The 14,520-nt window shown below is 40.4% G+C and carries 13 protein-coding genes; 8 read left to right on the top strand and 5 right to left on the bottom strand.

Translation table 11 applies throughout. The features are described from left to right. Window positions 1-16: 16 nt before the first annotated feature. From recF to dnaA, 3 genes are all read right to left on the bottom strand, one after another. On the bottom strand, window positions 17-1,099 hold the full coding sequence (gene recF / locus L2747_RS19055) for a DNA replication/repair protein RecF (RefSeq protein WP_249000583.1): 1,083 nt from the start codon (window positions 1,097-1,099) through the stop codon (window positions 17-19). A 116-nt stretch (window positions 1,100-1,215) separates the two neighbouring features. Then, window positions 1,216-2,316, bottom strand: a complete 1,101-nt coding sequence (gene dnaN, locus L2747_RS19060; RefSeq protein WP_249000584.1) for a DNA polymerase III subunit beta — start codon at window positions 2,314-2,316, stop codon at window positions 1,216-1,218. 19 nt (window positions 2,317-2,335) lie between these two features. Then, on the bottom strand, window positions 2,336-3,721 hold the full coding sequence (gene dnaA / locus L2747_RS19065) for a chromosomal replication initiator protein DnaA (protein WP_202723631.1): 1,386 nt from the start codon (window positions 3,719-3,721) through the stop codon (window positions 2,336-2,338). A 444-nt stretch (window positions 3,722-4,165) separates the two neighbouring features. On the opposite strand from dnaA, the gene rpmH reads away from it, so the two are divergent. The 5 genes from rpmH (at window position 4,166) to mnmE (ending at window position 8,076) form a co-directional block, all read left to right on the top strand. After that, window positions 4,166-4,303 carry a 50S ribosomal protein L34 gene (gene rpmH, locus L2747_RS19070; protein WP_011867659.1) on the top strand — a complete coding sequence of 46 codons (138 nt, stop codon included), beginning with the start codon at window positions 4,166-4,168 and terminating at the stop codon, window positions 4,301-4,303. Window positions 4,304-4,317: 14 nt separating this feature from the next. Then, entirely contained in the window at window positions 4,318-4,674 is a 357-nt protein-coding gene (gene rnpA, locus L2747_RS19075; protein WP_249000585.1) for a ribonuclease P protein component, read from the top strand. Beyond that, window positions 4,641-4,895, top strand: a complete 255-nt coding sequence (yidD, locus tag L2747_RS19080; protein WP_249000586.1) for a membrane protein insertion efficiency factor YidD — start codon at window positions 4,641-4,643, stop codon at window positions 4,893-4,895. Before rnpA ends, yidD begins: the two co-directional genes overlap by 34 nt. Window positions 4,896-4,898: 3 nt before the next feature. Further along, a complete protein-coding gene (yidC, locus tag L2747_RS19085; RefSeq protein WP_249000587.1) occupies window positions 4,899-6,536 on the top strand; it encodes a membrane protein insertase YidC in 1,638 nt (545 codons plus the stop codon). Window positions 6,537-6,714: 178 nt separating this feature from the next. Next, window positions 6,715-8,076 carry a tRNA uridine-5-carboxymethylaminomethyl(34) synthesis GTPase MnmE gene (gene mnmE / locus L2747_RS19090; protein WP_249000588.1) on the top strand — a complete coding sequence of 454 codons (1,362 nt, stop codon included), beginning with the start codon at window positions 6,715-6,717 and terminating at the stop codon, window positions 8,074-8,076. 698 nt (window positions 8,077-8,774) lie between these two features. On the opposite strand, the gene L2747_RS21450 is transcribed toward mnmE, so the two are convergent. Continuing rightward, the gene (locus tag L2747_RS21450) at window positions 8,775-9,290 is read right to left on the bottom strand and encodes a type II secretion system protein (protein WP_283107356.1); all 516 of its coding nucleotides are present in this window, start codon (window positions 9,288-9,290) and stop codon (window positions 8,775-8,777) included. 281 nt (window positions 9,291-9,571) lie between these two features. On the opposite strand from L2747_RS21450, the gene L2747_RS19100 reads away from it, so the two are divergent. Further along, on the top strand, window positions 9,572-10,216 hold the full coding sequence (locus L2747_RS19100; protein ID WP_249000589.1) for a LysE family translocator: 645 nt from the start codon (window positions 9,572-9,574) through the stop codon (window positions 10,214-10,216). Between the two features lie 77 nt (window positions 10,217-10,293). On the opposite strand, the gene L2747_RS19105 is transcribed toward L2747_RS19100, so the two are convergent. Then, window positions 10,294-11,262, bottom strand: a complete 969-nt coding sequence (locus L2747_RS19105) for a nucleoside hydrolase (RefSeq protein WP_249000590.1) — start codon at window positions 11,260-11,262, stop codon at window positions 10,294-10,296. Window positions 11,263-11,626: 364 nt separating this feature from the next. Here L2747_RS19105 and mioC point away from each other — a divergent pair, with 364 nt between their 5' ends. Together mioC and mnmG are read left to right on the top strand one after the other, a co-directional pair. Then, window positions 11,627-12,067: an FMN-binding protein MioC gene (gene mioC, locus L2747_RS19110; protein ID WP_249000591.1), complete on the top strand. Its 441-nt coding sequence runs from the start codon at window positions 11,627-11,629 to the stop codon at window positions 12,065-12,067. A 458-nt stretch (window positions 12,068-12,525) separates the two neighbouring features. Continuing rightward, the gene (gene mnmG / locus L2747_RS19115) at window positions 12,526-14,415 is read left to right on the top strand and encodes a tRNA uridine-5-carboxymethylaminomethyl(34) synthesis enzyme MnmG (protein WP_249000592.1); all 1,890 of its coding nucleotides are present in this window, start codon (window positions 12,526-12,528) and stop codon (window positions 14,413-14,415) included. The last annotated feature ends 105 nt before the right edge of the window (window positions 14,416-14,520 follow it).

A 14,520-nucleotide genomic window follows, 5' to 3' on the forward strand; every position in this document is an offset into this window, starting at 1 on the left:
ATTATTCTCTCGTCGGTTATTCAATTACCGTTACACAACCGTGTTCCACATGGAACATCTTACTTGGCGGCGTGATTAACGAATCCACTATCGCTGCAGGCTCAATAGCCGTGACAAAAACTTGTGCCCCGGTATCAGCTAATTGCTGTAACAATAGTTTTCTATGCTTTGCATCCAATTCCGATGGAAGGTCATCCACCAGATAAATACTTTTTTTATCTATTTGTTGTTTTAGCAACTTTCCCTGTGCAATGCGTAATGCACAGACTAATAATTTCAGCTGACCACGAGATAAAGCGTCTTGTGCCGGTAGGGTTCCTACCCGCAAACGTAAATCGGCTTTATGTGGCCCACTGACGGTATAGCCTGTGGCTAAATCTCTAGGATATTGCGTCTCGAGTAGCTGTGCATACTCGGTTTTAGCATCCCATCCTCGGGTAAAAGAAACCTTAACATCAACCTGAGGTAAAAACTCTCCGATTATACCCTTAAGTAGCTCATTTAACGAGTCTACATATTGCTTTCTTATGTCAGTTACCAGTTCAGCATAGCGAATAAATTCTTTATCCCAGAATTGTATTGAACTATAGGGTGAACCATCTCTTAGTAGCTGATTTCGCTGTTTTAAAATTCGGCGAACATTGACCCAAGCGGCATAAAAGCGTGGATCAGAATGAAATGCCCCCCAATCAATAAACTGCCGTCTTGATTTTGGCCCTTCAAAAAGTAAAGAAAAGCTTTCAGGGGTGATCACCTGAATAGGTAAAGTTTCAGCTAATGTCGATAAACGTTTTACTTTATCACCATTAATTTTAACTTCAATATCACCACTTCTAAAACGACGTAAGCCAATTTTGCTCAGCTCTTCTCCGCTTTGCATATTAGCAAATAGCGTTAAAGCATCTGAGTCATTATTGATAACCCTTTGCGATAAATGACTGCGAAAAGAACGTCCCATACCAAGAAAGTAAATAGCTTCTAAGATACTGGTCTTGCCACTACCGTTGTGGCCATAAATAAGATTTAAACCATCACTCGGCTCTAGTTTGGCAGAGGTTATATTGCGAAAAGATTCAATATGAAGACGGTTAAGACTCATTAATAACCTTATGACTGCGAGGGGGAAAAGCTAAGGGGAGTAATACAATTAACCAGATAAAGACATTAGAGTCGTTTATCTGGTTAACCATATACGAAGATATAACAGCGTAAGTACTACAAACGCATTGGCATAACAACATACATAGAATCTTGTTCTATGTGATTGTCGATTAATGCACTTGAGTTACCATCAATCAAGGTAATACGCACATCATCAGAAGGCAGGTTATTCAATACGTCGAGTAAATAACTAACGTTAAAACCAATCTCTAATGGTGTGTTTTCATATTCAACATCTAAGATCTCTTCCGCCTCTTCCTGTTCAGGGTTATTAGCAGTGATCTTAATTAAATTGTTTTCCAGCTGGACACGTACACCACGGAACTTCTCATTCGACAGAATAGAAGCACGCAGTAATGCTTGCTTTAGCTGTAGTCGGCTGGCTATCACTATCTTGTCGCCACCTTTGGGTAGCACTCGACGGTAATCAGGAAAACGACCATCAACCAACTTACTGGTAAATACCGCTGTAGCAGTTGTCGCTCTAATCGCATTGTCACCAATTGCAATCGTTACGTCTAGATCGTCAGCTTCAAATGAACGCATTAGTTCTAGCACACCTTTACGCGGCACAATCACTTGCTTTTCAGGCAACGTAGCTTCGATTTGGCGATGGCTTAATGCCAAACGATGACCATCCGTAGCGATTGCACGCAGTACATTACCTTCAGTTTCAAGTAACAAACCATTTAAGTAGTAACGTACGTCTTGGTTAGCCATAGAGAACTGCGTTGAATCAATCAACGACTTCATCGTACCTTGCTTGAGCGTAAACTCAATTTCCGCTTCAAATGCTTCTACATTTGGATATTCTTCAGCAGGCAAAGTCGCTAATGTAAAACGACTACGACCTGAGCGTAATAATAAGCGGTTTTCTTGCTGCTCAACCTTAAGCTCAACCTGATCGGGTAAAGACTTAACAATATCCAAAAACTTCTTCGCAGGAACTGTTGTACGACCTTCAACGATGTTGCCTTCAAGTTGTACTTCACCGACTAATTCAACTTCTAAATCAGTACCGGTCAACTTAAGTGAGTGATTACTCACTTCAACTAAAAGGTTTGCCAGGATTGGCAAGTTGTGACGTCTTTCTACCGCACCACTAACAAGTTGTAACGGTTTTAGTAAGGCGTCCCTATCAATTGAAAATTTCATTGGTTCAATATCCCTGATATTAAGAAGATAAAGTTCTTATCAAGTTAGCATAATCTTCTTTAATGTCATGACTTTCTTCACGCAACTGCGCAATTTTACGACAAGCGTGTAATACAGTTGTGTGGTCACGACCACCAAATGCATCACCAATTTCAGGTAAGCTTTGGTTAGTTAACTCTTTAGATAACGCCATTGCCATCTGTCTTGGTCGTGCCACACTACGTGAACGACGCTTAGATAACATGTCAGCCATCTTAATCTTGTAATATTCTGCGACTGTTTTTTGAATATTATCGATAGTAACTAACTTCTCTTGTAGAGCCAGTAAGTCACGTAGTGCTTCACGCACAAAGTCGATAGTAATCGGACGACCAGTAAAGTTAGCGTTGGCAATAACACGATTCAATGCCCCTTCAAGCTCACGTACGTTTGAACGTAAACGCTTAGCAATAAAGAAAGCCACTTCATCAGGTAAGTTAATGCCACTCTCTTGTGCTTTTCGCATCAAGATCGCCACACGGGTTTCTAACTCTGGTGGCTCAATAGCAACCGTTAGACCCCAGCCAAAACGCGATTTAAGACGATCTTCTACACCATCGATCTCTTTCGGGTATTTATCCGACGTCAAAATGATCTGGTGATTACCTTCTAACAATGCGTTAAAGGTATGGAAGAACTCTTCTTGAGATCTATCTTTGTTAGCGAAGAATTGGATGTCATCAATAAAGAGAGCATCAACGCTACGGTAGTAACGCTTAAACTCTTCGATAGCGTTATTTTGTAACGCCTTAACCATGTCTTGCACAAAACGCTCAGAATGCATGTAAACCACTTTTGCATCTGGCTTATTTTTAATAATTCCATTACCAACAGCATGCAATAGGTGAGTCTTACCTAGACCCGTGCCGCCATAAAGGAACAACGGGTTATAAGCACCACCAGGATTTTCAGCCACCTGCAAAGCAGCCGCTTTACCTAATTGGTTTGATTTACCTTCAACAAAGTTATCAAACTGGTAAGTCGGATTAATGTTACTGCGATGATTAGCATTAGCCATTGGCTCTGCGTGCGGAGTATTAAAAGAAGGTTTAGCGACTTCTCTACTAGCAGGTCTGCTAGTTCTTACTGCAGCAGTGGCCTGAACAACTGGTTTAGCCGACGGACGGCTACCAATATCAAAACGCAAACTTGGCGCATCGTTACCCATTTGTTCAGTAAAAAATTGGTTGATGATATTTAGGTATTTATCCCTAACCCAATCCAACACAAAACGATTAGGCGCATAGATGACGAGCGTATCGCCTTCCATTTCTGCTTGTAACGGTCTTATCCACATACTGAATTGCTGAGCAGAAAGCTCATCTTGCAGCCTTGCGATACATTGTTGCCAAAGTGAAACCGCCACTAGTTATCCCCAAAAGATCATACAAAAGAGGCCTATTCTATAATGAGATCACGCTGATCGCTATCCTTTAAATAGATTTATCCCCAGATAGATCAACTATTCATTAAGATCACGATCTTAAAAGATCCATTGCGATCAAAAAATATCAATTTCACAGCAAATCCAGCTTTATAAAGCGATCCAGTTCGATCTATAATAAATAGCTTTCGATCTGCTATTTGATCTACAAAACCACAAGATGTAGTGGTAACTCACAGAGTTATCCACACATTATAGTGGAGTAAAACAGTCGAAGTATTTCCTGAGGAACTAATATTTAATCACTTGCACTGATTGATAGTTGACGTGCATAACTAAAGTGATTACAATTCGGCCTCTTTTTTGCCCTTAGTTCTATTTTATAGGATTTAAGGATTATTAACCTAACAAAGACGGATTGCCATAATGAGTAAACGTACTTTTCAACCTAGCAACCTGAAGCGCAAGCGTTCTCACGGCTTCCGCGCTCGTATGGCTACTGTAGGTGGCCGTAAGGTCATCGCACGTCGCCGTGCTAAAGGTCGCGCTCGTCTTTCTGCGTAATCGTAGAAATGCAAGTGACTAGCTATACCTTTACGCGGGAGTTACGTTTGTTAACTCCCGCGCAATTTAAATCTGTATTTACCAAACCTATCAAAGCGTCCTCCGCTGAAATAACCTTACTTGCAATTCCTAATTCTGAACAACATCCTCGTTTAGGACTAACTGTTGCCAAGCGTTATGTCAAAAAAGCAAATCAACGTAACCGTATTAAACGTGTCATTAGAGATAATTTCCGTTTACACCAGCATGATCTACCCGCTGTGGATATCGTTGTACTTGTCAGAAATGGCGTGCTTGATATGGAAAACGCAGAACTTAAAAACTTAGTAGAAAAGCTATGGCGAAAACTCTCTCGCCGTTACAATGGCTAGCAACTACGATTATTCGTGGTTACCAACTACTCATAAGCCCCATGCTGGGGCCTCGTTGTCGCTTTAATCCAACGTGTTCACATTACGCAATCGAAGCAATTCGTTTGCATGGAGTGGTGAAAGGGTGTTGGTTTGCAGCAAAACGCATATTAAGATGTCACCCTTTACATCCGGGCGGTGAAGACCCCGTCCCTAACAAAAAACATAGGTGCGATAAATAGGTTATGGAATCTCAACGCAATATATTGCTGATCGGTTTGCTGTTTGTCAGCTTTCTACTGTGGCAACAGTGGCAAGCAGATCAAGCGCCTCAACCAGTGGCAGCAGCTCAAACACAATCTTCTATCCCAGCTTCTACTGTAGCTGACGCCCATAGTTCAGACGTACCTGACGCTGATTCAGCAGTGCCTGAAGCGACTCCAGCATCTAAAGAACTAATCACCGTATTTACTGACCAACTAGAAATCAAAATTGATCCAGTTGGCGGTGATATTGTTTATTCTGCACTACTTTCTCATAAACTTGAGGAAAACGGTGACGACCCATTCGTCCTGCTAGAGCAAACAAATGATATCTATTACATCGCGCAAAGTGGCCTTATTGGTCGTGACGGTATCGACAGCAGTGTAAAAGGTCGAGCTCACTTTGATAGCGCTTCACGTGAGTACAAATTGGCTGATGGCCAAGACACACTTAACGTGCCACTAACTTATGTTAGTGATAAAGGCGTGACTTATACCAAAGTTTTCGTTTTCACTCGTGGTAAGTACAACATCGCTGTTGATTATAAAATCAACAACACTTCTGATGCTCAGCTTCAAGTTCAAATGTATGGACAAATCAAGCACAGCATTAAGAAGAGCGAAAGCAGCATGATGATGCCTACTTATCGTGGTGGTGCATTCTCTACAGCGGATACTCGCTACGAGAAATATAGCTTCGATGATATGGCAGATAAAAACCTCGACAAGTCAACACTTGGCGGCTGGGTTGCGATGCTACAACATTACTTCGTATCTGCATGGGTACCACCTGCGAATGATAAGAACATTATCTTCTCAAGTGTGAGTGCTGGTGGCCTAGCTAACATAGGTTTCCGTGGTGCGCTATATGATATCGCACCGGGTACAGAGCAAAGCATTAAAGCTGAATTCTATGTAGGTCCTAAAGATCAAGAAGCTCTTTCTGCGCTATCAGATTCTTTGAATCTCGTAGTTGATTACGGTTTCCTATGGTGGCTAGCAGTTCCTATTTACAAACTATTGATGTTCTTCCAGTCAATCGTAGGTAACTGGGGTCTTGCAATTATTCTAATCACACTTACAGTTCGCGGTATGTTATACCCGCTAACGAAAGCGCAATACACCTCTATGGCGAAAATGCGTAATCTACAGCCTAAGCTTGCTGAACTGAAAGAGCGTTTTGGTGATGACCGTCAGAAGATGGGTCAAGCTATGATGGAACTGTACAAGAAAGAGAAAGTTAACCCTATGGGTGGCTGTCTTCCAATCTTGCTACAGATGCCAATTTTCATCGCACTGTATTGGGTATTACTAGAAAGTGTTGAATTGCGTCACGCACCGTTCATGCTTTGGATTACTGACTTATCAGTACAAGATCCATACTATGTAATGCCAATCTTAATGGGTATCTCGATGTTCGTTATGCAGAAAATGCAGCCAATGGCACCGACTATGGACCCAATGCAAGTTAAGATGATGCAGTGGATGCCAGTAATCTTTACCGTATTCTTCCTATGGTTCCCAGCAGGTCTGGTTCTATATTGGTTGGTAGGTAACTTAGTAGCGATTACTCAGCAAAAAATTATCTATGCGGGTCTAGAGAAAAAAGGGTTAAAATAACCCTTAGCTCAGACTAACAAAAAGCGGTCAATACTGAGTATTGACCGCTTTTTTGCTTTCTATGTAGACATAATATTTTTATATACTTAGCTGATAAAACCATTATCCAAGATGATACAAACCAATAGTGGCTGCTTAGTATAAGCAAATAACTGAAAATCAGATTAGGAAAACAGTAATGACAACCGATACTATCGTGGCACAAGCAACCGCACCAGGGCGCGGTGGTGTAGGTATTATTCGTGTATCAGGCGACTTAGCCACCAATGTTGCAATGACAGTTTTAGGCCATATACCTAAAACTCGTTATGCTGATTACTGTGACTTTAAAGATGATAACGGTGAAGTCATCGATCAAGGTATCGCGTTATTCTTTAAGGGGCCTAACTCATTCACCGGTGAAGACGTACTGGAGCTACAAGGTCACGGCGGCCAAATAGTTCTCGATATGCTGATTAAGCGTGTTATGGAAGTCGAAGGTTTACGTATCGCCAAGCCAGGTGAGTTCAGTGAACAAGCCTTTATGAATGATAAGCTCGATCTGACTCAAGCCGAAGCGATTGCCGACCTAATTGACGCCACCAGTGAACAAGCAGCTAAGAGCGCGCTTAACTCGCTTCAGGGCGAATTTTCAACTCAGGTACATGACTTAGTCGAAAAGGTCACTAACCTACGTTTATACGTCGAAGCAGCCATTGATTTTCCAGATGAAGAAGTCGACTTCTTATCAGATGGTAAAATTGCCGCTTCTTTAAATGGCATTATTGGCCAATTAGATGGAGTACAGGCCAGCGCTAAGCAAGGTTCAATCATCCGAGAAGGCATGAAAGTCGTGATTGCGGGTCGTCCAAATGCTGGTAAATCAAGCTTATTGAATGCGCTGGCAGGTAAAGAATCGGCAATCGTAACCGAAATAGCCGGTACCACACGTGATGTATTACGTGAACATATCCATTTAGATGGAATGCCATTACACATAATTGATACTGCTGGTTTACGAGATACCATCGACACCGTAGAGAAAATTGGTATCGAGCGTGCTTGGGACGAGATTAAAACCGCCGATCGCGTGCTGTTTATGGTGGATGGCACCACAACCGCAGCCGTAGATCCTCATGAAATTTGGCCAGACTTTATCGATCGTCTGCCAAATAATCTAGGCGTAACCGTTGTTCGCAATAAAGCGGATCTAACAGGTGAAGATCTTGCTGTGACCCAAGAAGCTGGCCATAGCGTTTATCGCATTTCAGCTAAAACAGGTTTGGGCGTTGAAGAACTAAAGCAACACCTCAAATCACTAATGGGTTATCAAAGTAACCTTGAAGGTGGCTTTATCGCCCGTCGTCGTCATTTAGAGGCATTGGATTTAGCAAGCAGCCACTTAATGCTAGGCAAAGAGCAGTTAGAAGTTTATCTAGCTGGTGAGTTACTGGCTGAAGAGCTACGCATGTGCCAAATGGCATTATCAGAAATCACTGGTAAGTTCACATCAGATGACCTCCTTGGCAAAATATTCAGTTCATTCTGCATTGGTAAATAAAGCGCACAAAACAAGCACAATATAGCTAAATACTAAGCCACTGTAGCGTTACCTACTGTGGCTTTTTGTTTCACTAAATAGTGATCCTTTGAATTAGTGCGATCAATAATGATCTAAGCCAGAAAATAATGATCGAGATCACCAAATCATAGATAACTATCAACAGAGATATCAACAAGCTAAATAGATCTGTGGATAGATCTATAACCAAACGCCCTCACAACTCTAACCCTTTGTCTAAAAAGGAATATTACTCTAATTAAAAACATGTTCACCTACTTGATAAACTAAAAATATAGATCTTTCAAGATAAGTTATACTCAGAAAAAACGGCAAAAGATCGAACCTCGATATCCACAGGATTTAAAAACCAGCAAAAGATAATTTAGACAGCTAAAGTCTGATCAAACTTTTGATTTACTTTACTCAAAAATTGTTGCTCTAAAACTCGACAACAAATCCTCAGAAAAGCGCAGAGGCTTAATCCAAATAAAATAAAAAACCTGTGTCTCATCAGCGAATTAAACGAGCTACTAATAGCCCAAAAAATTAGCGAAGTCTTTTTCGATAAATATCCCTGTAAGTTCCACGTGAAACCTATTACCTATCTCTTATATAAAATTACTATTTACTTTCAATAACATAAACCTATAACAATAAAGTATCTTTGGTAGATAGCCGACACTTTCAATTTTTAATTAACACCCAGAATCGATAATTTCAAATACAGGAGGAATTGTGGGACTCTTCGCCTCTGTGTATTTAAGGTAACAATTATCACCTACAAACTTCTTGGATTGAGTCATAAATTGAATGAAATCATCATTGCCGTTATTTTGAAAATACCAATCAGCAGGTCGTTCAGGGTTAAATTGTGAGTCTTCAAACTTAGCCATTATAAGCTTACTCCAACTATTAGCTGAATCAGCCGCAGGGTAGCCATAAACCAAATCAACTTTTACCCCATCAATAACGATATAGTTTTCTTCACCTTTATTCTTATCAGCTTTAGGTTTATCAGCTAGCCCTTGTATAACCGACTTTGGATAGAGTACATTCATCACTCCGTGCATTTCAGCTTTTAAACCTTTTAGTGACGAAGCTCGAGCATCTGCTTGTAAATCCATAAAACGAGGGGCTGCAACCACTCCAAGAATGGCCAAAATAATAATAGTTACAACTAACTCTATAAGAGTAAAACCATTTTTAAGCATTTAAATGACAATTTTTTTTAACAGTCGTGGAGCAATAATTATATAAAATAGCGTGTTTTTATAAACTAATTAACGCTTCTATTTCACACTTACTTGCGCCAAAACAAAAAACGATATGAGAATCTAGCAAAGTCAGGCAATCAATTTAGAGTATTTGACCTAGCGTAAACAAAGCCTGCCAATTTAGTCCCTGCTTTTACAAGCTGTATCACTTTCATTCCAATTCGATCAATGTAGAATCCGCGCCTTGTTTCAATCGCAAATTTTGACCCTATATATTTATGATGATCGACTTAGCCTTATTACCACTTTACCTAACAACAGTTGTTGCGCTACTACTTATCCCTGGGCCAGACATGCTGTTAATAGCCAGCTCAAGTTTAAGCTATGGTAAGAAAGTCGGTATTTATGCCAGCTTTGGCAATGCCACGTCAGGGTTGATATTGACATTAGCGGCTGCAATGGGAGTTTCAGCCTTAATAGCAATGAACCCCATAGCATTAGAGATATTAAGAGTCTTAGGTGGAGCCTATCTATTAAAAATGGGCTGGGACTGCATGCGCAGCTCTGCGGCCGAAGCGCCTGAAATAACACAACAAAAAGATCTCGCTAAGCTATTATACCGACGCGCGGTGTTTAGCAATTTACTTAATCCAAAGGCATTAATATTCTTCGTATTATTTTTGCCTCAGTTTGTTTCAACTCAGCTCACAGCCAGCTCTGGTGAACAAATGCTGGCACTCGGTCTATTGTTAAACGTAATGGGCTTATTATTTAATTTATTGCTAGTAGCATTGGTGGGTTCAGTAGGAAAACCACTACTGAAAAATGAAAAGTTTAGAACTTATCAAAATAAGTTTATGGGCATAATATTTTTTGTTTTAGCAATATGGCTACTGGCATCACAAGTACAAAATATTAGCTGATTAACACAAATTATTGACATAAAAAAGCGAGGATAATCCTCGCTTTTTTATTTTATGCAAACTAAGTCGATCAATGACTAAATAGTCCCATAATCGACAATTGTGTCACGGTAAAGCTTTAGCAACTCTTGATCTCTAACAGCCACACCAACTTGCTGAGCACGCTTTGATTCCCAATCATCATGTAAGTGCTTACGCCCATCAAACTTTTGAATAGTTAGCCCTTCTGCTGGTCCATCAGTAACAACCCGAATAGGTCCTTCACGAAGGGTAAATAGAGTCGGATCGATAACATAAGCAATAGCAGATGGATCATGTACATGACAACCTTCTAAGCCTACTTTCTCAGAATAAAATTTAAGATAATAGCGGCTAATATCCCAAATAAACTGGCCCACTTCACCCGCATCATCTCGTAACTGATCAAGATAATCTTTGGTAAAGAAGCTCTCTTCCGTAACATCTAGACCAATAACAACAACAGGCCAAGACCCAGTAAAAACGATATCAGCAGCATGAGGATCATCGTGAATATTGGCTTCAGCAAACGGTGTTACGTTACCACGGTGACCGTTCATACCAAATGCGCCCCCCATAATAACCACTTCTTTAACCAAATCAGCAATTTCAGGGGCAGCCTCAAGTGCTAACGCTAAGTTTGTTAACGGGCCAACTGCAACTAAAGTAATCTCACCAGGCTCAGCTTTTACTGCATCAATAATATATTGGTAAGCAGAACGCGAGTCCGCTTGTAAATCTGTAACCTTTGGTGCATGAACATCACCAAATCCGGTTTCACCATGTACAACCACAGTAGCACCGACAGGCTCACGAACCAGAGGCTGGCTAGCACCCTGAGCAACATCAGCTTTAAAATTATATTTCTGTTTTAAAAACAGAGCATTATTAGTTCCATTTTCTATCGTAGCATTACCGTAAACGGTAGTTATAGCCTTCAAATCAATAGCTGGGTGAGCTTCAGCAAACAAGATAGCCATTGCATCATCTATTCCAGGGTCAGTATCCAGAATTATTTTATTTATCATTTTCCAAATCCTATCAGTACATTACTTTTTGTATGGGTAGCAGACTAAAATACCTTTATCACCGATTTATAAACGTGATGCAGGGTTTAAGCTAATAAAAGCCATATATAGAGGTAGCTTATTTGCTGAAAAAACAACCTCCAAAAGGGGCGGTTTAAATGCTTATATAATCTAACTAAGCCTCAAATTAACAATACTTCAGGCATTCATACACCGATATTAATGCATGTAAATCAGCGTAAGTGACAAGATTAGCAATCCAATTTCACTTATGATGCACACAAGCGCTAAGCTCTATATGACAATATTTTGAAATATAGTGAGCCAATTTAGCGTTATTTAATATCAATAATTAGGATAGAAAATGGCAAAAGTAGAGATTTTAGTGGGTACGACACTCGGCAGTGCGGAATATGTTGCTGATGAAATATCCGATCAATTAAGTGATTTAGGCCATCAAACCATGGTGCATTTGGCACCAAATTTAAGTGATCTTAGCTTAAATTCATTATGGATTGTCGTTTCATCAACCCATGGTGCAGGAGATCTTCCAGACAATATAGTGCCTTTTTTCGACGAAATAAGTCTAAATAGCCCCGATCTAAGTGACGTAAAATTCGCATTATGTGCAATTGGTGATTCAAGCTACGACACTTTCTGCCAAGGTCCAGAAAAGCTCATTGAGCAGCTAAGTCAGTGCGGCGCAAAAGTCTATGTGGATAAGATCCAAATAGATGTTCAATATACTCCGATCCCAGAAGAACCTGCATTATCATGGCTTAGCGGCTGGCAAGAACAACTTTAAGATCCGATAAAAATCGATCATTATTGCGGTTCTTAGTAATAACACACAGATTAGATCATACTTATCCACATAAAACTTATTAATTTAATAAATATGTGGATAAGCTATTATTTAGATCTGATCAACTTCTGCATTAATTCACATCCGATCTGCTCAATGATCCACCTTGTGGATAACTAGGCGATCTACCCACAAGCTTAAGTCAGTTAGATCGCGATCAGATCACAAGATCTTTTTAACGCTAACTACTGATTTTAATAGATTTATAGAGTTATCCACCGAAAACAGCGATCCTAATAGTAAACATAATAAGAGATCTATATAAAGATCTTAAGATCTATTAAGGCGATCCACCCTGATCAAAACAAGCGAAATAGATCGTTCACCTTCAGCGAAGCAAATGCTAAAATGATCTGCTCAGAAACAATTTATCCTTTTAAAAATCGAAGGCTGTCGAAATGCAATTTCATGAACGGTTTGATGTAATCGTTGTTGGTGGTGGTCATGCTGGTACTGAAGCAGCTTTAGCTTCTGCTAGAATGGGCTCGAAAACACTTTTACTGACCCATAACATAGACACTTTAGGACAAATGTCCTGTAACCCTGCTATCGGCGGCATTGGTAAAGGACATTTAGTTAAAGAAATTGATGCACTTGGTGGAGCAATGGCTGTTGCTACCGATTTTGCAGGTATTCAATTTCGTACATTAAATTCAAGCAAAGGCCCAGCTGTTCGTGCTACTCGTGCACAAGCGGACAGAACCTTGTATCGCAATAAGATCCAAGCGATCTTACAAAACCAACCTAACTTACGTATTTTTCAACAAGCTGTAGACGATCTTGTTGTTGAAAATGAAAAAGTTGTTGGAGTAGTAACCCAAATGGGTTTAGCGTTTGAAGCACCAGCTGTTGTACTAACTGCAGGTACTTTTCTAGGCGGTAAGATCCACATTGGTCTAGAAAACTACAGTGGTGGTCGTGCCGGTGATCCACCAGCTATCGCCTTAGCTCACAGACTAAGAGAACTACCAATCCGTGTTGGCCGTTTGAAAACGGGAACTCCACCACGTATCGATGCTAACACCATTGATTTTTCATTGATGACAGAGCAAAAAGGTGATGATCCATTGCCTGTTATGTCTTTCATCGGGGATGTAAACGATCATCCTGAACAAGTTTCTTGTCATATCACGCATACTAACGAGCGTACTCACGATATTATTCGTGGTGGATTAGACAGAAGCCCTATGTATTCAGGGATTATCGAAGGTATTGGTCCACGCTACTGCCCTTCTATCGAAGATAAAGTTAATCGTTTTGCCGATAAAACATCGCATCAGATCTTTATTGAGCCTGAAGGTCTAAATACCACTGAAATTTATCCAAATGGTATTTCTACCAGTTTGCCATTTGATGTGCAGTTGAATTTAGTTCGTTCGATCAAAGGTATGGAGCATGCAGAGATCATGCGTCCTGGCTATGCGATTGAGTATGATTATTTTGATCCGCGCGATCTTAAAAATTCACTAGAAACTAAAACCATTGCAGGTTTATTCTTTGCTGGACAGATCAACGGTACTACTGGCTACGAAGAAGCTGGCGCGCAAGGCTTATTGGCCGGTATGAATGCTTCACTACAAGTGCAAGGTAAAGATGCTTGGTGTCCACGTCGTGATCAAGCGTACCTTGGTGTATTGGTTGATGATTTATCGACATTAGGTACCAAAGAACCGTACCGTATGTTTACTAGTCGTGCTGAATATCGTTTGTTACTGCGTGAAGATAACGCTGATTTACGCTTAACTGAGAAGGGTCGTGAATTAGGCTTGGTTGATGATAAGCGCTGGGCAATGTTCAGTGAAAAAATGGAATCAATTGAGACTGAATTACAACGTCTTCGTGGTCAATGGATCCATCCGAACTCACCTTTGGTCGAAGCATTAAATCCACATTTGAATACGCCTATCACTCGTGAAGCGACGTTTGAAGATCTGTTACGTCGTCCAGAAATGGATTATCCAAAACTGATGTCAATCGAAGGCTTTGGTCCTTCACTTGAAGATCAGCGCGCAGCAGAGCAGGTTCAAATTCAAGTTAAATATTCGGGTTATATTCAACGTCAGCAAGGTGAAATCGACAAAGCTATTCGTCATGAAACCACCTTACTGCCGCTAGATCTGGATTACCAAGAAGTACCTGGGTTATCTAACGAAGTGATTGCCAAGATGAACGAACATAAACCGGAAACAATTGGCCAAGCCTCACGTATTTCAGGTATGACGCCAGCGGCGATTTCTATTTTGCTGGTTCATCTTAAAAAACGTGGTTTATTACGTAAAAGCGCATAGTTCGCCACATATTCGGTAGTTTTGCATGATAAAGGGAAGTCTCAAGACTTCCTTTCATCTTTTCAGCACTTCATAATACCTATTGATTTCTGATTCGCTTTATTT

This window comes from Shewanella marinintestina (genome assembly GCF_023283845.1).
Lineage (GTDB): Bacteria > Pseudomonadota > Gammaproteobacteria > Enterobacterales > Shewanellaceae > Shewanella > Shewanella marinintestina.

Excerpts from the sequence above, each read along its gene's own strand:
- mioC (WP_249000591.1), top strand. The coding sequence starts at position 11,627 with ATGGCAAAAGTAGAGATTTTAGTGGGTACGACACTCGGCAGTGCGGAA.
- yidC (WP_249000587.1), top strand. The coding sequence starts at position 4,899 with ATGGAATCTCAACGCAATATATTGCTGATCGGTTTGCTGTTTGTCAGC.
- rpmH (WP_011867659.1), top strand. The coding sequence starts at position 4,166 with ATGAGTAAACGTACTTTTCAACCTAGCAACCTGAAGCGCAAGCGTTCT.
- L2747_RS21450 (WP_283107356.1), bottom strand. The coding sequence starts at position 9,290 with ATGCTTAAAAATGGTTTTACTCTTATAGAGTTAGTTGTAACTATTATT.
- mnmE (WP_249000588.1), top strand. The coding sequence starts at position 6,715 with ATGACAACCGATACTATCGTGGCACAAGCAACCGCACCAGGGCGCGGT.
- mnmG (WP_249000592.1), top strand. The coding sequence starts at position 12,526 with ATGCAATTTCATGAACGGTTTGATGTAATCGTTGTTGGTGGTGGTCAT.
- yidD (WP_249000586.1), top strand. The coding sequence starts at position 4,641 with ATGGCGAAAACTCTCTCGCCGTTACAATGGCTAGCAACTACGATTATT.
- recF (WP_249000583.1), bottom strand. The coding sequence starts at position 1,099 with ATGAGTCTTAACCGTCTTCATATTGAATCTTTTCGCAATATAACCTCT.
- L2747_RS19105 (WP_249000590.1), bottom strand. The coding sequence starts at position 11,262 with ATGATAAATAAAATAATTCTGGATACTGACCCTGGAATAGATGATGCA.
- dnaN (WP_249000584.1), bottom strand. The coding sequence starts at position 2,316 with ATGAAATTTTCAATTGATAGGGACGCCTTACTAAAACCGTTACAACTT.
- L2747_RS19100 (WP_249000589.1), top strand. The coding sequence starts at position 9,572 with ATGATGATCGACTTAGCCTTATTACCACTTTACCTAACAACAGTTGTT.